Source organism: Caulobacter flavus (assembly GCF_003722335.1).
In the GTDB taxonomy this organism is placed as follows: domain Bacteria; phylum Pseudomonadota; class Alphaproteobacteria; order Caulobacterales; family Caulobacteraceae; genus Caulobacter; species Caulobacter flavus.
On record NZ_CP026100.1, the window covers coordinates 1,229,164 to 1,249,697 of the forward strand.

The window sequence follows — 20,534 nt, forward strand, 5'->3', positions numbered from 1 at the left end:
GCTAGTTGCCGGTCACTTCTTCCCAGAAGCGCTTGGCCTTGCCGACGAAGTTGGCCGACTTGGGGTTCTGCTTCTCGTCGCACAGACCGGCCAGCTCCTTGAGTAGCTCCTTCTGCCGGGCCGACAGGTGGGTCGGGGTTTCGACGAACAGCTCGACCACCAGGTCGCCGCGCTGGCGGTTGCGCAGCGACGGCATGCCCTTGCCCTTCAGGCGGACCGTCTTGCCGGTCTGGGCGCCTTCGGGAACCTTGACGCTGACCCGGCAGGTGCCGTCGCAGGTCTCGCCGCCCTTCAGGCAGGGAGCCTCGATCTCGCCGCCGAGCGCGGCCACGGTCATCGGCACCGGAACAGTGCACAGAAGGTCCAGGCCGTCGCGCTCGAACAGTTCGTGCGGGCTGACCGACAGGAAGAGGTAGAGGTCGCCGCGCGGCCCGCCGCGCTGGCCCGCGTCGCCTTCGCCCGCCAGGCGGATCCGGGCGCCGTCGTCGACGCCGGCCGGGATGCGGACCGACAGGACGCGTTCCTTGCGCACCTGGCCGTGGCCATGGCAGCCCGAGCAGGGATCCAGCACCAGGCGACCCGAGCCGCCGCAGCGGGGGCAGGCGCGCTCGACCGAGAAGAAGCCTTGGGTGGCGCGCACGCGGCCGGCGCCGCCGCACGAGCCGCAGACGGTCGGGCTGGTGCCCGGCTTGGCGCCCGATCCGTCGCAGACCTCGCAGGTCATGGCGGCCGGGACGGTGATCTCGACCTCGGCGCCGGCATAGGCCTGCTCCAGGGAGATCTCCAGGTCGTAGCGCAGGTCCTGGCCGCGCTGCGGGCCGTTGGACTGGCGGCGGCCGCCGCCAAACATCTCGCCGAAGACATCGCCGAACACGTCGCCGAAGATGTCGCTGGCGTCGAACCCGCCGCCCATGCCGCCAGGGCCGCCCTGCGGGCCGTTGACGCCGGCGTGGCCGAAGCGGTCGTAGGCCGCGCGCTTCTGCGGATCGGAGAGGACGCTGTAGGCCTCGTTGATTTCCTTGAACCGGCCGCTGGCGTCCTCGCAACCGCCGTTGCGGTCGGGGTGATGCTGCATCGCCAGCTTGCGGAAGGCGGATTTCAGGCCCGCGTCGTCGCAGGTCCGGTTCACGCCGAGAATTTCGTAATAGTCGCGCATCGTCAGCGTTCGGCGCCCGTAAGGCTCAACAGGACAGGGGGTGTCGTGAAAGAGGTGGGGGAGGGGGCGCCCCGCCGCAAGGCGTCAATCGGGCGCACCGCAAAACGAGCGCGCCGGCGAACGGTCCCGAAAAGGGCGTCCGCCGGCGCGTCCATGGCTTAGGAAGCCGGCTTGTCGGCGCCGTCGACTTCCTCGAACTCGGCGTCGACGACGCCGTCGTCCGCGGGGGCTTCAGCGCCGCCTTCGGCGCCTTCACCACCCTGCTGCGAGGCGTACATGGCCTCGCCCAGCTTCATCGACGCCTGGATCAGGGCCTGGGTCTTGGCCTGGATGGCCTCGACGTCCTCGCCTTCCAGGGCGGTCTTCAGTTCGGTGACGCCGGTCTCGATCGCCGACTTCTCGGCGGCCGCGACCTTGTCGCCGTGCTCGGCCAGGGCCTTCTCGGTCGAGTGCAGGATCGCCTCGCCCTGGTTCTTGGCCTCGACCAGCTTCTTCTTCTGCTCGTCCGCGGCCTTGTTGGCCTCGGCTTCCTTGACCATGCGCTCGATGTCGGTGTCCGACAGGCCGCCGTTGGCCTGGATGCGGATCGAGTGCTCCTTGTTGGTCGCCTTGTCCTTGGCGTGGACCTGGACGATGCCGTTGGCGTCGATGTCGAAGGTGACCTCGATCTGCGGCACGCCGCGCGGCGCCGGCGGGATGCCCACCAGGTCGAACTGGCCGAGGATCTTGTTGTCCACGGCCATCGGGCGTTCGCCCTGGAACACGCGGATGGTCACGGCCGACTGGTTGTCGTCAGCGGTCGAGAAGGTCTGCGAGCGCTTGGTCGGGATCGTGGTGTTGCGCTCGATCAGCGGGGTGAACACGCCGCCGAGGGTCTCGATGCCCAGGGTCAGCGGGGTCACGTCGAGCAGCAGCACGTCCTTGACGTCGCCTTGCAGCACGCCGGCCTGAACGGCCGCGCCCAGCGCCACGACTTCGTCGGGGTTCACGCCCTTGTGGGGTTCGCGACCGAAGAAGTCCTGCACCGCCTGCTGGACCTTGGGCATGCGGCTCATGCCGCCGACCAGGATCACTTCGTCGATGTCGCTCTTCTTCAGGCCGGCGTCCTTGAGGGCCTGTTCGCACGGACCGATGGTGCGGGCGATCAGGTCGTCGACCAGGGCTTCCAGCTTGGAGCGCGACAGCTTGATGTTCAGGTGCAGCGGGCCCGAGGCGTTCATGCTGATGAACGGCAGGTTGACCTCGTACTGGGCCGTCGACGACAGCTCCTTCTTGGCCTTTTCCGCCTCTTCGCGCAGGCGCTGGAGGGCCAGCTTGTCCTTGCGCAGGTCGACGCCCTGCTCCTTCTTGAACTCGTCGGCCAGGTAGTCGACGATCCGAAGGTCGAAGTCCTCGCCGCCGAGGAAGGTGTCGCCGTTGGTCGACTTCACTTCGAACACGCCGTCGCCGATCTCGAGGATCGAGACGTCGAAGGTGCCGCCGCCCAGGTCATAGACCGCGATCTTCTTGCCGTCGTTCTTGTCCAGGCCATAGGCCAGGGCCGCCGCGGTCGGCTCGTTGATGATGCGCAGGACTTCCAGGCCGGCGATCTTGCCGGCGTCCTTGGTCGCCTGACGCTGGGCGTCGTTGAAGTAGGCCGGAACCGTGATGACGGCCTTGGAGACGGTCTCGCCGAGGTGGGCTTCGGCCGCTTCCTTCATCTTCTGAAGGATGAAGGCCGAGACTTCCTGGGGCGAGTAGTCCTTGCCGTGGGCCTTGACCCAGGCGTCGCCGGTCGGGCCCTTGACGATCTCGTAGGGCACCATGCCCTTGTCCTTCTCGACCACCGGGTCGCTCGCGTTGCGGCCGATCAGGCGCTTGATCGCGAACAGGGTGTTGGTCGGGTTGGTCACGGCCTGGCGCTTGGCGGGCTGGCCGATCAGGCGCTCGCCGTCCTCGAGGAAGGCGACGACCGACGGGGTGGTGCGAGCGCCTTCGGCGTTCTCGATCACCTTCGGGTTCTTGCCGTCCATGATGGCCACGCACGAGTTCGTGGTGCCAAGGTCGATACCGATAATCTTGCTCATGTGGTGTGCCTGCAGCTCCTCGAATGGCGGACGGCGGTGACAAGGGCCTTATCAGAAGCGCCCCGGTTTTTCTCGGTCCGTCCCCGTTGGTCGGCTCTAAGGTTGATCCAAAATCCTGCCGCCTGGACGCACCAGGCGAAAGGAGAGGCTTCAATCGAAGTTGACGAGCCCGTCAACCCCGCTTCGATGCCCGATATGGGGGATACGCGAGCGGCCGCAAGCCCATTCCCGCAGCGAAAGAAGGGGAATCTGCAAGACAGAAGGCCGCAGCGTCGGGCTGTCGACCCTTGAAGACGCTGCGGAAAAGTTCCCTCAGCCCGCCTTGGCGACCCAGGCGGTGATCGCCGGCAGGCGTTCGCGGCGCACCTTGGCCCGATACTCGATCGCCGAGATCGCCTTGTCGGCCTCCTTGCGCGAGCCTTCGGCGAGGTTGGCGGCCGCCCAGGCCTTCAGCTTCTCGGCAGTCTCGACCTTGCCCGAGGCCCTGGCCAGGCTGGGGATGAACCGGGTGCGGGCGCTGTTGTCGACCTTGGAGTCGACGGCGTCGCGATGGGCGGCGGCGAAGTCGAAGGCCAGGTCCGGATGGCGCGAGGCGACGGTCGAGATCATGCCGGCCGAGTTGGTCTCGCCCGGCTCGGCGGTGAGGGCCAGCTCCAGGGCCTTGCGGGCCAGGGCCTCGTCGTCGGCCGAGGCCAGCAGGGTGTAGAGCTGGGCGCGGACCAGCGGCGTCTTCTCGGCCTGGGCCTGGGCGTGGATGGCGTCCCAGGTCGCCGCGTCGGCGTTGACGGCCACGACGCCGAGGATCGCCTTGCGCAGCGGGCCGGGAATGGCCGACGGATCGGTCCTGTCGGCGGCGTAGCGGCGGCGGGCCTCGGCGACCACGGCCGGATCGCCCAGCTCGCCCAGGGTGGCGATCAGGTCGCCGCGCAGGATGGCGACGGGATCGGGCTCGTCGGCCCTGGCCTCCCAGCCCACGCGCGCCAGCAGCGGCGACAGGCGGGCGAGGGCCAGCTTGCGGAAGGCCGCGCGCTCGGCCTGACCCTCGTAGTAGCCGTCGATGGCCGACAGCACGGAGGCGACCTTGGACAGCACCTGCGGGTCGGCGTCGGCCGGCGTGGCGGCGATCAGGGCCAGGGCGTCGGTCGGCGACTGCTGGCCGGCCGCGCCCATCGACCAGGCGTCCGACAGCAGGCCCAGCTGGTCGATCGGCGCCAGCTTGCCGAAGTCTGCGGCCAGGCGCTGGAACTGCGCGGGGGCGTAGAGGGTGCGGTAGTAGCCGCTCTGGCCGGCGTTGACGACGACCGGGCCGCAGCCGTCGACCGTCAGGCTGGCCTTGCCGCCCTCGACCACGGTCTTGGCCACGGCGGAGCCGTCCAGCGCCTTGGCGACGACCGGCACGCGCCAGGACAGGGGCGTCTTGTCGGGGAAGTCCTTGCTGAACTCGCCCTGGGTCAGGGTCAGGACCTGCTTGCCGCCCTGGCAGGCGCCGCCCTCGACGCGGATCAGCGGCACACCCGGCTGCAGGGTGAAGTCGTGGGCGATGGCGGTGATCGGCTTGCCGGCGGCGGTCTCGACCGCCTTCCACAGGTCGTCGCTGACCGTGTTGCCGTAGGCGTGGGCCTTGATGTAGGCGCGCACGCCGGTGCGCCAGGCGTCCTCGCCGACATAGCCCTCGAGCATGCGGATGACCGCCTCGCCCTTCTGGTAGGTGATGGCGTCGAAGGCCTGGCTGGCCTGCTCGACGGTCTCGACGTGCTGCACCACCGGGTGGGTGGTGGAAAGGCCGTCGAGGTTCATGGCGTATTCCCGGCCGCTCACGGCGGCGAGGGCGGCGTTCCATTCGGGGTGGAACTTCTCGGTCGCCCGGCCCTCCATCCACGAGGCGAAGCCCTCGTTGAGCCACAGGTCGTCCCACCAGGCCATGGTGACCAGGTTGCCGAACCACTGGTGGGCGGTCTCGTGGGCGACGGTGGTGTAGATGTTCTGGGCGTCGCGCTGGGTCGAGATCTTCGGATCCATCAGCAGGGCGTATTCGAAGTAGAAGATCGCCCCCCAGTTCTCCATGGCGCTGAAGAACTGGCTGCGGCCGGGGGCGGCGATGTGGTCCAGCGCCGGCAGCGGGTAGTCGACGCCGAAATAGTCGTTGTACCAGGCCGTCAGCGGCCCGGCCGACTCCAGCGCGAACTTGGCCTTGGGCAGGTCGCCCTTCTTGGTGACCACGCCGATGTCGACGCCGGCGGTCCTGACGCTGGCGCGCTCGAACTCGCCCAGGCCGAAGAACAGCAGGTAGGTCGACATCTTCGGCGACGCAGCGAAGGTCACGCGGGTCTTGCCGCCGCCGAGATCCACGCTCTTGCTGACCGGCATGTTGCTGAGAGCCATCTGGCCGGTGGGGATCGTCGCCTCGACGCTGAAGGTGGCCTTGTGGAACGGCTCGTCCCACGAGGGGATGAACCGGCGGGCGTCGGAGTTCTCGAACTGGGTGTAGAGGGCGCGCCTGGGACCCTCCTCGGTGTCGTAGTCCAGCGCGAACAGGCCCGCGGCCTGGGTGTAGATCTTGCCGGCGTAGTCGATGGCCAGCACGTGCTTGCCCTTGGCCAGCGGCGCCTTGACGGTGAAGGCGGCGGTTTGGGCGTCCTCGTCGACCTTGATGGTCGCGGGCTTGCCGTCGATCGTGGCTTTCGCGAAGGTCAGGCCGGCCGCCTGCAGGGTGATGGTCGCGGTCGGCTCGGTGACCTCGATGGCGATCTTCACCGAGGCGGTGAAGCTCATCTGCTTGGCGTCGGGCGTGAAGGCCACGTCGTAGTGGGTCGGATGGGCGTTGCGCGGCAGCTGAGTGGTGACGGTGGCCGGCGTGGCTCCCTTGGAGCCCGGGGCGACTGGCGCGGCCGGCGCGGCGAGGGCGGTTCCGGAGGCGAGAAGCAGCGTGACCGCGGCTGCGGTGGACAGAAGACGACGCATGAACGGCCCTGGTATGGAATGCTGCTATGGAATGATCGTGCGGAGAAATCCGCGAGGGCGCGAACCAACACCCATCCGGCCGTCCACAGGCATTAATTCCGCGTAATGATGACCCCCGTCTCCCTCGTCCCGGGCTTCGATCTCTGGCCCGGCCTGCTGTCGCCGGACGCCCAGCGGGCGCTGGTCGAGGCGGTGCTGGCGGCGACGAAGGCCGCGCCGCCGGCCAATTACGAAACGCCCTACGGCAAGGCCATGAGCGTGGCGATGACCAGCCTGGGCCCGCTGGGCTGGACCAGCGACGCGGCCGGCTATCGCTACGCCGACCGCCATCCCGGCACGGGCCAGGCATGGCCGCCGATGCCCCAGGCCCTGCTCGACCTGTGGACGGCGCTGGGCGACCCCGAGGTTCCGCCCGACGCCTGCCTGGTGAACCTCTACGGTCCCGAGGCCCGCATGGGCCTGCACCAGGACCGCGACGAGGCCGATCCGCGCTTTCCGGTGCTGTCGATCTCGCTGGGCGACACGGCGGTGTTCCGCATCGGCGGAACCAGCCGCAGGGACCCGACCCGCTCGGTGCGGCTGGCCTCGGGCGACGTCTGCCGGCTGTCGGGCCCCGCGCGCCTGGCCTTCCACGGCGTCGACCGCATCCTGCCGGGCTCCTCGCGCCTCGTGCCCGGGGGAGGGCGGATCAACCTGACCCTCAGAAGGGCGAGGGCGGCATAACCTCTTCTCCCGTCATTCCCGCCCTTGTGGCGGGAACCCCTGGTTCCGCTCGCATGTGAAGCGCAAGCGGACTGCTGAGCAGTCCGCCCCTCCCGCCCTTGCGGCTGACAGAGAGGTTCCCGCCACAAGGGCGGGAATGACGGGAGGTTAGAGAGACGCCCAAACCAAAAGGGCCGCCCCTTGCGGAGCGGCCCTTTCGGTCGACGCTGAAAACCTGATCAGCCGCGCAGCTTGCGGGTGATGGTCTCCAGGTCCTGGCTCAGCACGGCGTCGTCCTGGCGCAGGGCCTCGATGCGACGCACGGCGTGCAGCACGGTGGTGTGGTCGCGACCGCCGAACCGGCGGCCGATGTCCGGCAGCGAGCGGGTGGTCAGCTGCTTGGCCAGCCACATGGCCGCCTGGCGCGGACGGGCGATGGCGCGGTTGCGGCGCTCGCTGAGCAGGTCGGCCTGCTTCATGCCGTAGTGCTCGGACGTCGCCTTCTGGATGTCGTCGATGGTGATCCGCTTCTCGCCGCCGCGCAGGTGCGGACGCAGGATCGCCTGGACCTCGTCCAGCGACAGGCGCGACAGGCGCTCGCCGGCGCGGGCGGTCAGAGTGTTGAGCGCCCCTTCCAGCTCGCGGACGCTGTCGGTGAAGCGGTCGGCCAGGAACTGCAGCACCTCGGGCTTCACCGTGCCGGTGAAACCCTGGGCGCGGCCCAGAGCCTCGATCTTGCGCTCAAGGATGCCCAGGCGCAGCGAACGGTCGGCCGGCTCCATGCCGCAGACCAGGCCCGCCGACAGGTGCGAGCGCAGGCGGGCGTCCATCTCGGTCATGGCCGACGGCGGACGGTCGGCCGAGAACACCACCCGGCGGCCGTCCTCGACGAGGGCGGTCAGGGTGTGGAACAGCTCTTCCTGGCTCGACTGCTTGCCGGCGATGAAGTGCACGTCGTCGATGATCAAGAGGTCGGCGCCGCGCAGCTCGTCCTTGAAGGCCGTGGTCTGGCGATCCATCACCGCGCGGACGAAGGTCGACAGGAAGCGCTCGGCGGTCAGGTAGACGACGCGCTTGTTCGGGGCGGCGCGCATGGCCTCCCAGGCCAGGGCGTTCAGCAGGTGCGTCTTGCCGAAGCCGTAGGGGCCGTGGAACAGCACCGGGTTGAAGTGGCCGTCGGCCCAGCTGGCGACGCGGCGCGCCACGGCGTGGGCGAACTCGTTGGCCGGACCCGGGACGAAGCTGTCGAAGGTGAAGCGTTCCTGCAGGCCCTGCACCGGCGAGGCCTTGCCGGCGACGGGCGCGGGGGCGGTGACGACGTCGCTGGAGACCGGCAGCACGATCTCGATCGGCTGCGGCTTGGCCTCGACATAGACGGCGCCGGTGGTGGCCGAGGCGGCGTCGGCCGAGGCTTCGAATTCGAGGCGCGACTTCAGGTCCAGGCGGCGGCCCACGGCGTCGCCGGCGGCCCACAGCTCGCCGATGCGGCGCCAGGCGCTGCGACGGATCCAGTCGCGCGCGATGCCGGTGGGGGTGACGAGCACGACGTCGCCGGCCTGGGTCTCGCGCAGAACCGCGGGCGCGATCCACGAGCCGAAGGCGGCGTCGCCCAGCTCGCGCTTCAGGGAGACGCAGACTTTGTTCCACACGATGCCGGCAGGCTCGCGCGTGACGGCGGCATACGCCGCCGACAATTCCTGACTGGCCGCCCCGACCTTGATCGACATCAGTTCACCGCCTCGCGCCTGCATACACACAATTACAGATTGCCGGTCGCAAGCCCCCCATGGCGCACGACCGAACTCAGAAACCCTCCCCCCGCATTTATTGAGGACACACAGGGGCTTAACCGGCGAACGCATGGTGTCCGCCGCCGCCGCTGTCGTCACAAGACTGGGAGAGCGCTGAGACCTTTAAACTAGCCACCGGCCCGGGCCGGTCAAACGGAAAACTTGCGTCCGATCGCGGATATTTCTGTTGACTCGCGACACCGCCTCGCCCGTCAAGGGAAAGCCGTTTTGAAGACTTTCGTTCGACGAGCCGGGGGGCAGGTAAAGGAGTACATAGACAAAGCAAAAGCCGACCGAGTTGCCTCGATCGGCTTCTACAAGTCTTTGATTTCGCTGAACGAACGGCGTTCGCTCGCGATCTGGACTTAGGCGGCGGCCTTATCCAGCTTCTTCAGACGGGCGGCCAGGCGCGACACCTTGCGCGAACCCGTGTTCGGGTGAACGACGCCCTTCGAGACGGCGCGCATCAGCTCCGATTGAGCCTCGATGAACGCGGCCTTGGCGACGGCGACGTCGCCCTTGGCGATGGCGTCTTCGAACTTGCGCAGGAAGGTGCGGACGCGCGAGCGACGAGCGGTGTTCACTTCGGTGCGACGGGCGATCTTGCGGATCGCTTTCTTGGCGCCAGGATTATTGGCCATGGATAGGACCTTCAAACGGACGGCCGCGCGGGCGGCCGCGAAGCAGGTGAAATCAAGAGCGCGCGGATATACGGGAACCCCGCCGACGGGTCAATCCATCCACATGGGGATTCTTCGCCGGGCGGGGGTCCGCCGGGGTCAGGACCCCTTGAACGCGGGTTTGCGCTTCTCGACGAAGGCGGCCATCCCTTCCTTCTGATCGTCGAAGGCGAACAGCGAGTGGAACAGCCGCCGCTCCAGGGCCACGCCGGTGGTCAGGGTGGTCTCGTAGGCGGCGTTGACCAGTTCCTTGTTCATGGCCGTGGCCAGGGGCGACTGGGACGCGATCTTGCCGGCGACCTTCACGGCCTCGTCGACCAGCTGGTCGGCGGGGAAGATCCGCGACACCAGGCCGGCGCGCTCGGCCTCCTCGGCGTCCATCATCCGGCCGGTCAGGATCATGTCCATGGCCTTGGACTTGCCAACCAGGCGCGTCAGGCGCTGGGTGCCGCCGATCCCGGGCGCGACGCCCAGATTGATCTCCGGCTGGCCGAACTTGGCGGTGTCGGCGGCCAGGATGAAGTCGCACATCATCGCCAGCTCGCAGCCGCCGCCCAGGGCGTAGCCGGACACCGCGGCGATGATCGGCTTGCGCACCGTCTCGATGGCGCGGGCCTGGGCCGTGAAGAAGTCGGCCTTGAACATGTCGGCGTACGACTTGTCCGACATCTCCTTGATGTCGGCGCCGGCGGCGAAGGCCTTGGGCGAGCCGGTCAGCACGATGCAGCCGACCGTGTCGTCGCCCTGGGCCTGGGCCAGGGCCTGGCCCAGCTCGGTCAGCAAAACACTGTTGAGGGCGTTCAGGGCCTCGGGCCGGTTCAGGCGGATCAACGCCACGCCGGGCGCGGTCGTGGGACGTTCGACGATCAGGGTCTCAAAGGCCATCTGCGCTCGTTCCTCATGTTCAACTCGGCCGTCTAGCGCGGCCCTTCCACATCGTAGCCCAGGGCGCGAAGGCGGGCCGGCAGGCCGTCGGGACCCAGCAGGTGCCCGGCGCCGACCACCACCACCGTCCGACCGGAACCGGCCAGGCGCGCTTGCAGGGCGTCCATCCAGCGTGCGTTACGCTCGACGATGAACCGGCGATAGAGGGCGGGCGAAGATTTCCGCATTCCGCCGACCACGGCGCGCTCCAGCGCCTTCTGATCGCCCTTCGACCAGGCGGCGACCAGCCGGCGATAGGCGCTGGGGTCCTTTTCCAGCTGCTTCACCGTGGCGTTCAGGGTCCGCAGCTGGTCGGCCTCGGAGGCGCCGGCGAACAGGGCCATCTGCTGGTCCGGCGTCTCGAAGGCCCTGCGGACGGCGCTCGGCGGCGCGGCCGCCTGCAGCCGCCGCTCGACCCCGCCCTCGGCCAGGCCCTTGTCGAGGGCGAAGGCCGCCGTCGTCAGCCGCACCTCGGCCATCCACGGCTTGAGGCGCTCGATCTCGCTCATCGGCACGTCCAGGCGGTCGGCCAGCTTGCGCAGCCGGGCGGCGGCGCGGGGCTTCAGGCGCGAGGTCAGGGTCTGGCCCGGCGGCAGCAGGCCGTAGGCGCCGGCAAGGTCCTGCATCCGGCGGTCGGCGGCCTCGTCCATCGGCACCTCGAACCACAGGTCGTCGGCCCTGGAAAGCGCAGCGTCCAGCGCGGCCGGCTTCCAGTCCAGGTCCCTGGGCAGCACGTGCATCGAGCCGAACAGCACGATCTCGGAATCCGCGTCGCGCACGGTCCATACGGGCGGCGCGGCCAGGGCGGGGCTCGCCAGCAGGGCGGCCAGGGCGACGAGGAGGGAGCGGAACATCACGCCAAACCGGAAAGCCGCGCCTCAGACTTCACGAGGCGCGGCCAGGGTCATTTCTGACAAACGGGGCAGAAAAAGGTTGAGCGCCCGGCCTGGACCTCGCGGGCGATCACCCCCTTGCAGCCCGGGGTGGGGCAGGGCTCGCCCTCGCGGTCGTAGACCCGGAAGCGATGCTGGAAATAGCCCAGCGCCCCGTCGGCGGCGGCGAAGTCCTTCAGCGACGAGCCGCCGACCTCGACGGCCTCGGCCAGCACGTCCTTGATGGCGGCCGTCAGCGGGCCCAGCCGCTTGCCGGCGATCTGGCCCGACGGCTTGAACGGCGAGATGCCCGAGCGGTGCAGGGCCTCGCAGACATAGATGTTGCCCAGGCCCGCCACGGTCTTCTGGTCCAGCAGCAGGGTCTTGGGGCCCTGCTTGCGGCCGCCGAAGGCCTTGACCAGCGTCCTGGCGTCGAAGGCGTCCGACAGGGGCTCGGGGCCCATGGTCGCGAACCAGGGGTGGCGGTCGACGCGGTCGGTGGCGATCAGGTCCATGAAGCCGAACCGGCGCGGGTCGTAATAGGTGACGGTCGCGCCCTCCTCGGTCTCGAAGACGACGTGGGCGTGCTTGTCGTCGGGGCGCACCTCGCGGGCGAAGTCGCCGGGCCTCACCGATCCTTCCGGGGCGGCGATCTCGAACCGGCCGGTCATCCCCAGGTGCATCACCAGGGTGTCGCCGCGATCCAGCGGGGCCAGCAGGTACTTGGCCCGCCGCTCCAGCCGCAGGATCTTCGCGCCGGTCAGCCGCTGGACGAAGCCCTCGGGCAGGGGAAAGCGCAGGTCGGGGCGGTTGGCGCGCACGCGGGAAAGCCGCGCGCCGGACAGGACGGGCTCGAGACCCCGGCGGACGGTCTCGACTTCGGGCAGTTCGGGCAAGGAAGACCCCTTAAAACGATGACGCGGCGCGAGACGCGGTCTAATAGGCGAAGATCATATAGAGAGCCCGACCCGTAGACGTCATGAGCAAGCCCTCCGCCACTTTCGGATTCAAGGACGTGGACCCTGCCCTGAAGGCGGGTCTGGTGCGCGGGGTCTTCGACCGCGTCGCCAAGAACTACGACCTGATGAATGACCTGATGAGCGGCGGCGTGCACCGGCTCTGGAAGGACGCGGTCGCCGCCCGCCTGAACCCGCAGCCGGGCGAGGTGATCGTCGACTGCGCCGGCGGCACGGGCGACATGGCCCGCCGCTTCGCCAAGATGGCCCGCGCCGCCCAACAGCGCCGCGGCGGTCCGGATGCGACCATCAACATCGTCGACTACAACGCCGAAATGATCATGGCCGGGATCGAGAAGGGCGGCGAGCCCGAGATCACCTGGACCGTGGGCGACGCTCAACGCCTGCCGCTGCCCGACGCCTATGCCGACGCCTATGTGATCTCGTTCGGCATCCGCAACGTCACCGACATCGACGCGGCCCTGCGCGAAGCCCGCCGCGTGCTCAAGCCCGGCGGCCGCTTCCTGTGCCTGGAGTTCTCGCGTCCGGCCACCGAGGCCCTGGCCAAGGCCTACGACGCCTACAGCTTCAAGGTCATCCCGCAGGTCGGCGAATGGGTCGCCAAGGACCGCGACGCCTACCAGTACCTGGTCGAGAGCATCCGCCGCTTCCCCGACCAGAAGACCTTCCTGTCGATGATCGAGGCCGCCGGCTTCAAGCGCGCGACCTACACCAACTTCACCGGCGGCGTGGCGGCCCTGCACCAGGGCTGGGCGCTCTAGAGCCCATGCAGCGACTGTCCGCGTTCGTCCGCCTGATCGGCGCCGGCTGGCGCCTGGTGCGCGCCGACGCCCTGGTTCCCAAGGAGGTCGAGCCGCTGCTGCCGCCGTCGGCGCGGCTGGCCGGCCGGCTGCTGCGCCTGTTCGCCGGCGGCAGGACCCGCAAGGGTCGTCCGGGCGAGCGCCTGGCCCGCGCGCTGGAGGGCCTTGGCCCCGTCGCCATCAAGATGGGTCAGTTCCTGTCGACCCGGGCCGACATCTTCGGCGCGGCCTTCGCCGAGGACCTGTCGCACCTGAAGGACCGCCTGCCCCCGTTCCCGACCGCGATCGCGCGGGCCGAGGTCGAGCGCAGCCTGCAGCGGCCGATCGAGGAGCTCTACGCCAGCTTCGGCGAGCCGGTGGGCGCGGCCTCCCTGGCCCAGGCCCACGAGGCCGTGCTCCACGACGGCGCCAAGGTGGCCGTGAAGGTGCTGCGTCCGGGGATCGAGCGCCGCGTCGCCGAGGACAGCGCCACCCTGCGCCTGGCCGCCGACCTCGCCCACCGCCTGGTCCCCGCCGCCCGCCGCCTGCGCCCGCGCGAGTTCGTCGAGGTGGTGATCCGGGCGCTCGATCTCGAGATGGACCTGCGCTTCGAGGCCGCCGGCTGCGCCGAGCTGGGCGAGGCCATGGCGCTGGACACCCACATGCGCGCCCCGGCGGTGGTCTGGGACGGCGTCGGCAAGCGCGTGCTGACCCTGGCCTGGGCGCCGGGCGTGCCGCTGTCGGATCCCAAGGCGCTGGAGCAGGAAGGCCTCGACCGCAAGGCCCTGGCCGACAACGTCACGCGCGGCTTCCTGGCCCAGGCGCTGGACCACGGCCTGTTCCACGCCGACCTGCACGAGGGCAACCTGTTCGTCAGCGCCCCGGCGGCCATCACCGCCGTCGACTACGGCATCGTCGGTCGCCTGGGTCCCGTCGAGCGCAAGTACCTGGCCGAGATCCTCTACGGCTTCCTCAGCCGCGACTACGTGCGCGTGGCCAAGATCCACTTCGACGCTGGCTACGTGCCCGCCCACCAGGACATGGACGCCTTCGCCCAGGCCCTGCGCGCGGTGGGAGAGCCGGTGTTCGGCCGCGACGCCCGCCAGGTGTCGATGGGCAAGCTGCTGGCCCAGCTGTTCGAGATCACCGCCCTGTTCGAGATGGCCCTGCGGCCCGAGCTCGTGCTGCTGCAGAAGACCATGGTCACGGTCGAGGGCGTGGCCCGCCGCATCGATCCGGCCCACGACCTGTGGGCGGCTTCGGACCCGGTCGTCCGCCGCTGGATCGCCCGCGAGCTGTCGCCGGTGGCCCGGATGAAGGAACTGGCCGACGAGGCCCTGCGCGCCCTCAAGGCCATGGCCCGCTATGCCGAGCAGCCGCCGGTCCCCCCGGCGGTGGTGGTCGAGAAGCGCGCCGTGTGGCCGTGGGCCCTGGCCGGCGCGGCGGCGACCGCCCTGGCGTTCGCCGCTGGATGGGGCGTGGCTCTGCTGCAGGAGTGACCCGAAATATCCCCTGTCATTCTCGCCCTTGTGGCGAGAACCCCTGGTTCGGCTGACACGTGAGATGCAAGCGGATCGCCAGCGATCCGCCCCATCCCCACTTGCGGCTGACAGAGGGGTTCCCGCCACAAGGGCGGGAAAGACGGGCGTCAAGGGGGAGGCTAAATCCCCAGCGCTTCCCGAGCCGCCGCGATCGCCGCCGCGCGCACGTCCTCGGGATAGGGAACCCCGGCGCTGTGGCCCCAGACCGGACCGGGCCAGGCCGGATCGCCGGCGCGGCGGCCCAGCACGTGGACGTGCAGCTGCGGGGTGACGTTGCCCAGGGCCCCGAGGTTCAGCTTGTCGACCCTCAGGCCCAGCACCTTGGCCACCGCCCGCACCGCCGCGCCGGCGGCGACGGTCTCTTCGGTCAGCGCCGCGCGACCTTCCGGCGACAGGTCCTCGATCTCGACCAGGCCGTCGGCGCGCGGGATGAGCACCAGCCACGGATATCGGGCGTCGTCGTGCAGCCGCACGTGGCAAAGCTCCAGCTCGCCGGCCGCGTGGGAGCTGGCCGGGAAAGCCGGATGAAGAGAAAAGTCAGCCACGCTTGGGAACCCCCGCCCAGTAGTCGAAGTCGAGGATCACCGCCGGATCGTAGTTGCCGTCGGCGTCCTTGTCGGGGAAATCCGTACACGGCCTGTCCCTGGTGGCAACCAGCCGCAGGCGCAGGGCGCCGATGCTTCCCCCGGAGCCGGGCAAGTCGGCCTTGTCGAGCACTTCGCTCCAGGCGAACACCGTCGAGCCGGCGAAGAACGGGGCCACGTGCCGGCCGCCGTTGATCCCCAGGATCAGGCCGGCGTTCTGCAGGCCGTTGAACGACAGCGCCTTGGCCGTCGAGATCACCACCCCGCCATAGACCAGGCGCCGCCCCGACGGGTCCTTGCTGCGCTCGAACTGGTTGAAGTGCACCTTGGCGGTGTTCTGCCAGAGGCGCGTGGCCATCTGGGCTTCGGCCTCCTCCACCGCCATGCCGTCGACATGGTCGATCCTCTCGCCGACCGCATAGTCCTCGAAGGCATGCGGCGCGCCGGCCAGCGCCCAGTCGTAGCGCCCGAAGTCCAGGCCCGCCGGAACCACCAGATCCCCGGGCGCGACCGCCTCCGCCAGGTCCGGAACCGACTGGCCCTCGACCACGGCGGCCGGGTCGCGCTTGCGCACCATCACCCAGCGCACGTAAGCCAGCACCGCCTCGCCGCGCTGGTTGGTCCCGGTGGTGCGCACATAGACGACGCCGGTCTTGCCGTTGGAATTCTCCTTCAGCCCGATCACCTCCGACGTCGCCGCCAGGGTGTCGCTGGGGAACACCGGCGCCAGGAACCGGCCCTCGGCGTAGCCCAGGTTGGCCACCGCGTTCAGGCTGATGTCGGGCACGGTCTTGCCGAACACGACGTGGAAGGCGACCAGCGGGTCCGCCGGGGCGGCGGCCAGGCCGCTGGCGCGCGCGAATTTGTCCGACGAGAAGAGGGGAAAGCGCGGCCCGTAAAGCGCTGTGTACAGCGCGACGTCGCCGGCCGTGACCGTGCGCGGGGTGGCGTGGACCAGCACCTGGCCGAGCCGGAAGTCCTCGAAAAACCTCCCTGGATCGGTCTTGCTCACGGCGCCTCTCCTTGTGTTTGTTGTGATCGTTTTGCCGCAGCGCAGCGAAACGGGAAAGGGGGCTTGAGACTGAGCCGCGAGGGGCGTAGACCGCGCCCCGACATTTCCTGTCCACAGCCTGATGGAGACCCCATGGCTCGCGCGAAGATCGCCCTTATCGGCGCCGGCATGATCGGCGGCACCCTGGCTCACATCGCCGCTCGCGAAGAGCTGGGCGACGTGATCCTGTTCGACATCGCCGAAGGCACCCCGCAGGGCAAGGCGCTCGACATCGCCGAAGCCTCGGCCGTGTTCGGCAAGGACGTGGCCCTGAAGGGCGCCAACGACTACGCCGACATCGCCGGCGCCGACGTCTGCATCGTGACCGCCGGCGTGCCGCGCAAGCCGGGCATGAGCCGCGACGATCTGCTGGGCATCAACCTGAAGGTCATGAAGGCCGTCGGCGAAGGCATCAAGGCCCACGCCCCGAACGCCTTCGTCATCTGCATCACCAACCCGCTCGACGCGATGGTCTGGGCCCTGCAGCAGTTCTCGGGCCTGCCCAAGGAAAAGGTCATCGGCATGGCCGGCGTCCTGGACTCGGCGCGCTTCGCCTACTTCCTGGCCGAAAAGACCGGCGTGTCGGTCGAAGACATCCACGCCTGGACCCTGGGCGGCCACGGCGACGACATGGTCCCGATGGTCCGTCACTCGACCGTGGGCGGCCTGCCGCTGCCGGACGCCGTGAAGGCCGGCTTCCTGACCCAGGAAGAGCTGGACGCCATCGTCGAGCGCACCCGCAAGGGCGGCGGCGAGATCGTCGCCCTGCTGAAGACCGGTTCGGCCTTCTACGCCCCGGCTGAAAGCGCCATCGCCATGGCCACCAGCTACCTGAAGGACAAGAAGCGCGTCCTGCCGTGCGCCACCTTCCTGACCGGCCAGTACGGCCTGTCGGACCTGTACGTCGGCGTGCCGGTGGTCATCGGCGCCGGCGGCGCCGAGAAGATCGTCGAGTTCGAAACCAACGACGCCGAGAAGGCGATGTTCGCCAAGTCGGTGGAGTCGGTGAAGGGCCTGATGGAAGCCTGCAAGGCGATCGACCCGACCCTGGTCTAAGACCGGTCAAGCAGTCCGATACGGCGAAGGGCGGCCCCGAAAGGAGCCGCCCTTTTTGTTTGTAAGCCTTGCCGCTTGTATAGCTCTGGTTGATCGGCTTTGCTGAAACCATGGGAAATGACCCGCTAGAATACAAATACGTCGCCTACATCGACGAAGCCGGGGATCCTGGCGTCAAGAAGGTGAAACCCATCGACAAACCGGGCTCCAGCGAATGGCTTATGGTTTCGGCGGTCGTGATGGCAGCTCATCGAGAAGCCGAAGTCGATGGATGGGGCGCGGATCTTCTTACGGCGATGGATAGCCGTCAGATGCGCGAGGTGCACTTCGCCAAGCTATCGCCCTATCGCAAGCTGCTAGCGTGCAAACATGTAGCTCGCCTGCCTGTGCGCTGTTTCGTAGTGGCATCGAACAAGCAGAATATGAAGGGATGGCGAAATCCGTTCGCCGAAAAAATTCCGTCGGACAACTGGTTCTATTGTTGGATGACAAGGCTACTGCTTGAGCGTGTTACGCATTGGGTTGAACAGCGCTCGCTTAGAGAGTACGGATCCGTACAAAAAGTAAAGCTCGTCTTCAGTGAGCGAGGAGGCTTATCGTATGAGCAGCTCAACGCCTATTATCAATGGCTTCGATACAAGGGCGAAAATCAAAAGCTAGCTCTTGGAAATATCGTCTATGAGACGATCGATATGAGGCTTCTGGAAGTTCACAACCATTCTGGTCACGAGGGCCTAAAGCTTCCTGATATCGTTGCGAGCGCCTTCTTTAAGGCGGCTGACATTCACGATACTCGCGGTTGCGACCCACAATTTGCCCTAGCGCTTCGCAACCGTATGGCTAGGTGGCCAGATACGACCAGCGGGCAATTTGCTGGCTACGGCGTAAAGCTAATGCCAAGTCTTGGCCGACTTGTGACCCGAACAGACCCTCAGCAGCTGACCGTCTTTCGGGACTATGGTTATCCAAGACAATGGTGGAGAGATGGTGGTCCCCAGGCCGTCTTCTCCGCCGCCGAATAGCTCAAACCAACGTTGAACGTGCCGCACGGACGCAACGGGGATCAAACCCATTGCCCGACCTGAGAACCTGTAAATGTTCTCAAGAAATTCGACTTAAGTCAATGAATTTCTTGAGGAAGTGCGATTGAGTCTGGTTAGACTCAAGTTGTTGTTTTTGTTGAACTGCTGACGTAAAACAACCAATCAGTGCGCCGCCTCGCCGGGCTCCTGCGAGATCTCCTCAAGCGTCTTGCCGACCTGCTTGGCGCCGTAGTCCTTGGCCACGTCGCCCAGCGACAGGATGCCGGTCAGATTACCGGCCTCGTTGAGCACCACCAGGCGGCGGACCTGGTTGTTGGCCATCTTGGCGGTGGCGTCGGCCAGGACATCGTCCTCCTTGACCGACAGAACCTCGCCGTCGCTCATCACTTCCGACACCGGGGCGTCGAAGCTGCGGCCCTCGGCGACCACGCGCAGGACGATGTCGCGGTCGGTGACCAGGCCCAGCACCTTGCCGTTGTCGACCACCGGCACCACGCCGCTGTCGACCTTGGCCATCACCTCGGCGACCTTGCGGATGCTGTCGCCGGGGCGGGCGACCGAGACCTGGCTGGTCATGGCGTCGCTGACTTTCATGGGTCTTCCTCCTTCAAGGGGGAGTGGAATTGGACCCGGTCAAAACCCGCCAAGGCCGGCTGGTGTTCCGCCAAAGGTTGGTGCGTCCTTCGAGGCCCGCTGCGTGGGCGCCTCAGGATGAGGACTTCGGTGCGCTCACTTCCTCATCCTGAGGTGTGAGCCCCGGGCCTTGGGCCGGGGCGAGCCTCGAAGGACGCAAGGCCTCGTCAGCCCAGGGCGGCCTTGTTCGCCGCCAGGAAGGCCGCGACGGTGGTCGGGGCCTTGCCCGTCAGGCGTTCGACCGTGTCGGTGATCACCGCGTGGCGGCCCTCGGCGGCGTCATGGTCGAAGGTCGCCAGCAGCTCCACATAGGGCGGCGGCAGGCCAGCGCCGGCCAGGCCCGCGCGCAGGGCCTCCAGCGGGATGGCCTGGTGCGTCACCGGCTTGCCCGAGAGCTGCGCCAGCAGGTCCGCGACCGTATCCTGGGTGATCGCCTCGGGACCAGAGACCTCGAGGATCTGGCGGCCTTCCGCGCCCAGCAGGGCGGCGGCGTCGGCGCGGGCGCAGTCCTCGCGCGTCACATAGGCGCGGCCCTTGTCGGCCGTGGCGGTGTAGAGCGTCCCGCTCGCCAGGGCCTGGCCCGCGCCCATCAGGATCACCTCGGCATAGAGGTTGTGGCGCAGGATGGTCCAGGTCAGCGACGGCTCGGCGAAGATCGCCGCCTCGGTCCAGAAGTGGTCGTCCAGCCCTTGCGCCTGCGGCCGCACGCCCGGGGCCGAGGTGTAGGCCACGTGCCTGACGCCGGCCTTGGCGGCCGCGGCGACGGCGGCGCGGTGCTGGGCGATGCGGCGGCCGGGCTTGTCCAGGGCGTCGGTGCTGACCAGCAGCAGGCGGTCGACGCCGGCGAAGGCGGCGTCCAGCGAGGCGGGGTCGTCGAAGTCGGCGGCGCGCACCTCCACGCCCCGGGCGGCCAGGTCGGCCAGCTTGGCCGGGTCGCGGGTCGTGGCGATCACGTGCGGCGCGCCGGCCTCCAGCAGCAGCTCGACCACGCGGCGGCCCAGCTGGCCTCCGGCGCCGGTCACCAGCAGGCGGTCGTTGAGAAAGGGGTGAGCGGTCATCGAAGGCGTCCTTTGCTGGTCTCTTTTCGAGACCAGGTGTAGATGTGAGAGCGCATGCGCGCCGTAAAGACGGCAGTTTTTCGGGAGATAGGCACCTTGAAGGAACCACCCGCCCCGACGCCGGAAGCCCTTTCGCCTGAGGCCATGTGCGAGGCGATGGACGGCTGGCGCGACCAGGGCTTCACGAGCGCTGATTGCCCGGTGCGCGACGTCGTCGACCACCTGGGCGACAAGTGGAGCACGCTGATCCTGTCGCTGCTGTTCATCGGCTCCAAGCGGTTCGGGGTCCTGCGTCGATCCGTGCCCGACATCTCTCAGCGCATGCTGACCCAGACCCTGCGCGATCTTCAGCGCGACGGTCTGATCGAGCGCCAGGTGTTCCCCACCAAGCCGCCGAGCGTCGAATACAGCCTCTCGCCGCTGGGGATGTCGCTGCAGGGGCCGCTCAACGCCCTGATCGCCTGGGCGGTCGACCACCACGGCGCCATCCGCGCCGCGCGGGCCGCCTACGACCAGGCCGACGCGGCCTGAGAGATCCTCCCCCTCTGGGGGAGCTGTCGCGGAGCGACTGAGGGGGCCGCGCAGCGGACCAACCAACTTCCCATAGCGGGAGGTTCCCCAGAACCAGGGCTGCGCTTGTCGCCAAACCGCCCTACATCCC

At 68.5% G+C, this 20,534-nt stretch carries 18 protein-coding genes and 2 pseudogenes; 6 read left to right on the forward strand and 14 right to left on the reverse strand.

What is annotated here, in order from left to right:
- Nucleotide 1: 1 nt before the first annotated feature.
- The 3 genes from dnaJ to C1707_RS05865 all read right to left on the reverse strand — a co-directional run bounded on the left by dnaJ (nt 2) and on the right by C1707_RS05865 (nt 6,183).
- Nucleotides 2-1,156 (reverse strand): molecular chaperone DnaJ, encoded by a 1,155-nt coding sequence (gene dnaJ, locus C1707_RS05855; RefSeq protein WP_101713172.1) that lies wholly within the window; start codon nt 1,154-1,156, stop codon nt 2-4.
- Nucleotides 1,157-1,314: 158 nt separating this feature from the next.
- Nucleotides 1,315-3,222, reverse strand: a complete 1,908-nt coding sequence (gene dnaK, locus C1707_RS05860) for a molecular chaperone DnaK (protein ID WP_101713171.1) — start codon at nt 3,220-3,222, stop codon at nt 1,315-1,317.
- A gap of 312 nt (nt 3,223-3,534) precedes the next feature.
- Nucleotides 3,535-6,183 carry a M1 family metallopeptidase gene (locus C1707_RS05865; RefSeq protein ID WP_101713170.1) on the reverse strand — a complete coding sequence of 883 codons (2,649 nt, stop codon included), beginning with the start codon at nt 6,181-6,183 and terminating at the stop codon, nt 3,535-3,537.
- Between the two features lie 105 nt (nt 6,184-6,288).
- Between C1707_RS05865 and C1707_RS05870 the strand changes: the two genes are divergently transcribed.
- Nucleotides 6,289-6,906 (forward strand): alpha-ketoglutarate-dependent dioxygenase AlkB, encoded by a 618-nt coding sequence (locus tag C1707_RS05870; RefSeq protein ID WP_101713169.1) that lies wholly within the window; start codon nt 6,289-6,291, stop codon nt 6,904-6,906.
- 7 nt (nt 6,907-6,913) lie between these two features.
- Here C1707_RS05870 and C1707_RS27130 read toward each other — a convergent pair.
- The 6 genes and pseudogenes from C1707_RS27130 to mutM all read right to left on the reverse strand — a co-directional run.
- Nucleotides 6,914-7,052: pseudogene (locus tag C1707_RS27130) on the reverse strand (hypothetical protein); the annotation flags it as partial.
- Between the two features lie 72 nt (nt 7,053-7,124).
- Nucleotides 7,125-8,612, reverse strand: a complete 1,488-nt coding sequence (dnaA, locus tag C1707_RS05875; protein ID WP_101713168.1) for a chromosomal replication initiator protein DnaA — start codon at nt 8,610-8,612, stop codon at nt 7,125-7,127.
- Between the two features lie 428 nt (nt 8,613-9,040).
- On the reverse strand, nt 9,041-9,316 hold the full coding sequence (gene rpsT, locus C1707_RS05880) for a 30S ribosomal protein S20 (RefSeq protein WP_058347097.1): 276 nt from the start codon (nt 9,314-9,316) through the stop codon (nt 9,041-9,043).
- A gap of 138 nt (nt 9,317-9,454) precedes the next feature.
- A complete protein-coding gene (locus C1707_RS05885) occupies nt 9,455-10,240 on the reverse strand; it encodes an enoyl-CoA hydratase (RefSeq protein WP_101713167.1) in 786 nt (261 codons plus the stop codon).
- Between the two features lie 32 nt (nt 10,241-10,272).
- Nucleotides 10,273-11,133 carry a TraB/GumN family protein gene (locus tag C1707_RS05890; RefSeq protein ID WP_101713166.1) on the reverse strand — a complete coding sequence of 287 codons (861 nt, stop codon included), beginning with the start codon at nt 11,131-11,133 and terminating at the stop codon, nt 10,273-10,275.
- 50 nt (nt 11,134-11,183) lie between these two features.
- Nucleotides 11,184-12,047, reverse strand: coding sequence for a bifunctional DNA-formamidopyrimidine glycosylase/DNA-(apurinic or apyrimidinic site) lyase (mutM, locus tag C1707_RS05895; protein WP_101713165.1), 864 nt, complete (start codon nt 12,045-12,047; stop codon nt 11,184-11,186).
- Between the two features lie 83 nt (nt 12,048-12,130).
- Here mutM and C1707_RS05900 point away from each other — a divergent pair, with 83 nt between their 5' ends.
- Together C1707_RS05900 and ubiB are read left to right on the forward strand one after the other, a co-directional pair.
- Nucleotides 12,131-12,889, forward strand: coding sequence for a class I SAM-dependent methyltransferase (locus tag C1707_RS05900; RefSeq protein ID WP_101713164.1), 759 nt, complete (start codon nt 12,131-12,133; stop codon nt 12,887-12,889).
- 5 nt (nt 12,890-12,894) lie between these two features.
- The gene (gene ubiB / locus C1707_RS05905; protein WP_101713163.1) at nt 12,895-14,406 is read left to right on the forward strand and encodes a 2-polyprenylphenol 6-hydroxylase; all 1,512 of its coding nucleotides are present in this window, start codon (nt 12,895-12,897) and stop codon (nt 14,404-14,406) included.
- 11 nt (nt 14,407-14,417) lie between these two features.
- Here the strand turns inward: ubiB and C1707_RS26610 are convergent.
- From C1707_RS26610 to C1707_RS05915, 3 genes and pseudogenes are all read right to left on the reverse strand, one after another.
- Nucleotides 14,418-14,552, reverse strand: a pseudogene (locus C1707_RS26610) (hypothetical protein); the annotation flags it as partial.
- Between the two features lie 15 nt (nt 14,553-14,567).
- The gene (locus C1707_RS05910; RefSeq protein WP_101713162.1) at nt 14,568-14,993 is read right to left on the reverse strand and encodes an HIT domain-containing protein; all 426 of its coding nucleotides are present in this window, start codon (nt 14,991-14,993) and stop codon (nt 14,568-14,570) included.
- Nucleotides 14,986-16,044: a MaoC family dehydratase gene (locus tag C1707_RS05915; RefSeq protein ID WP_101713161.1), complete on the reverse strand. Its 1,059-nt coding sequence runs from the start codon at nt 16,042-16,044 to the stop codon at nt 14,986-14,988. The genes C1707_RS05910 and C1707_RS05915 overlap by 8 nt, the downstream gene beginning before the upstream one ends.
- A gap of 132 nt (nt 16,045-16,176) precedes the next feature.
- On the opposite strand from C1707_RS05915, the gene mdh reads away from it, so the two are divergent.
- Entirely contained in the window at nt 16,177-17,139 is a 963-nt protein-coding gene (gene mdh / locus C1707_RS05920) for a malate dehydrogenase (protein ID WP_101713160.1), read from the forward strand.
- A gap of 89 nt (nt 17,140-17,228) precedes the next feature.
- Nucleotides 17,229-18,161: a DUF3800 domain-containing protein gene (locus C1707_RS05925; protein WP_205686826.1), complete on the forward strand. Its 933-nt coding sequence runs from the start codon at nt 17,229-17,231 to the stop codon at nt 18,159-18,161.
- Nucleotides 18,162-18,344: 183 nt separating this feature from the next.
- Here the strand turns inward: C1707_RS05925 and C1707_RS05930 are convergent, their stop codons facing one another.
- Complete coding sequence (locus C1707_RS05930; protein ID WP_101713158.1) at nt 18,345-18,776, reverse strand: CBS domain-containing protein; 432 nt, start codon at nt 18,774-18,776, stop codon at nt 18,345-18,347.
- Nucleotides 18,777-18,982: 206 nt separating this feature from the next.
- Nucleotides 18,983-19,873, reverse strand: coding sequence for an SDR family oxidoreductase (locus tag C1707_RS05935; protein WP_101713157.1), 891 nt, complete (start codon nt 19,871-19,873; stop codon nt 18,983-18,985).
- Between the two features lie 96 nt (nt 19,874-19,969).
- Here C1707_RS05935 and C1707_RS05940 point away from each other — a divergent pair, with 96 nt between their 5' ends.
- Nucleotides 19,970-20,404: a winged helix-turn-helix transcriptional regulator gene (locus C1707_RS05940; protein ID WP_240633873.1), complete on the forward strand. Its 435-nt coding sequence runs from the start codon at nt 19,970-19,972 to the stop codon at nt 20,402-20,404.
- Nucleotides 20,405-20,534: the final 130 nt, after the last annotated feature.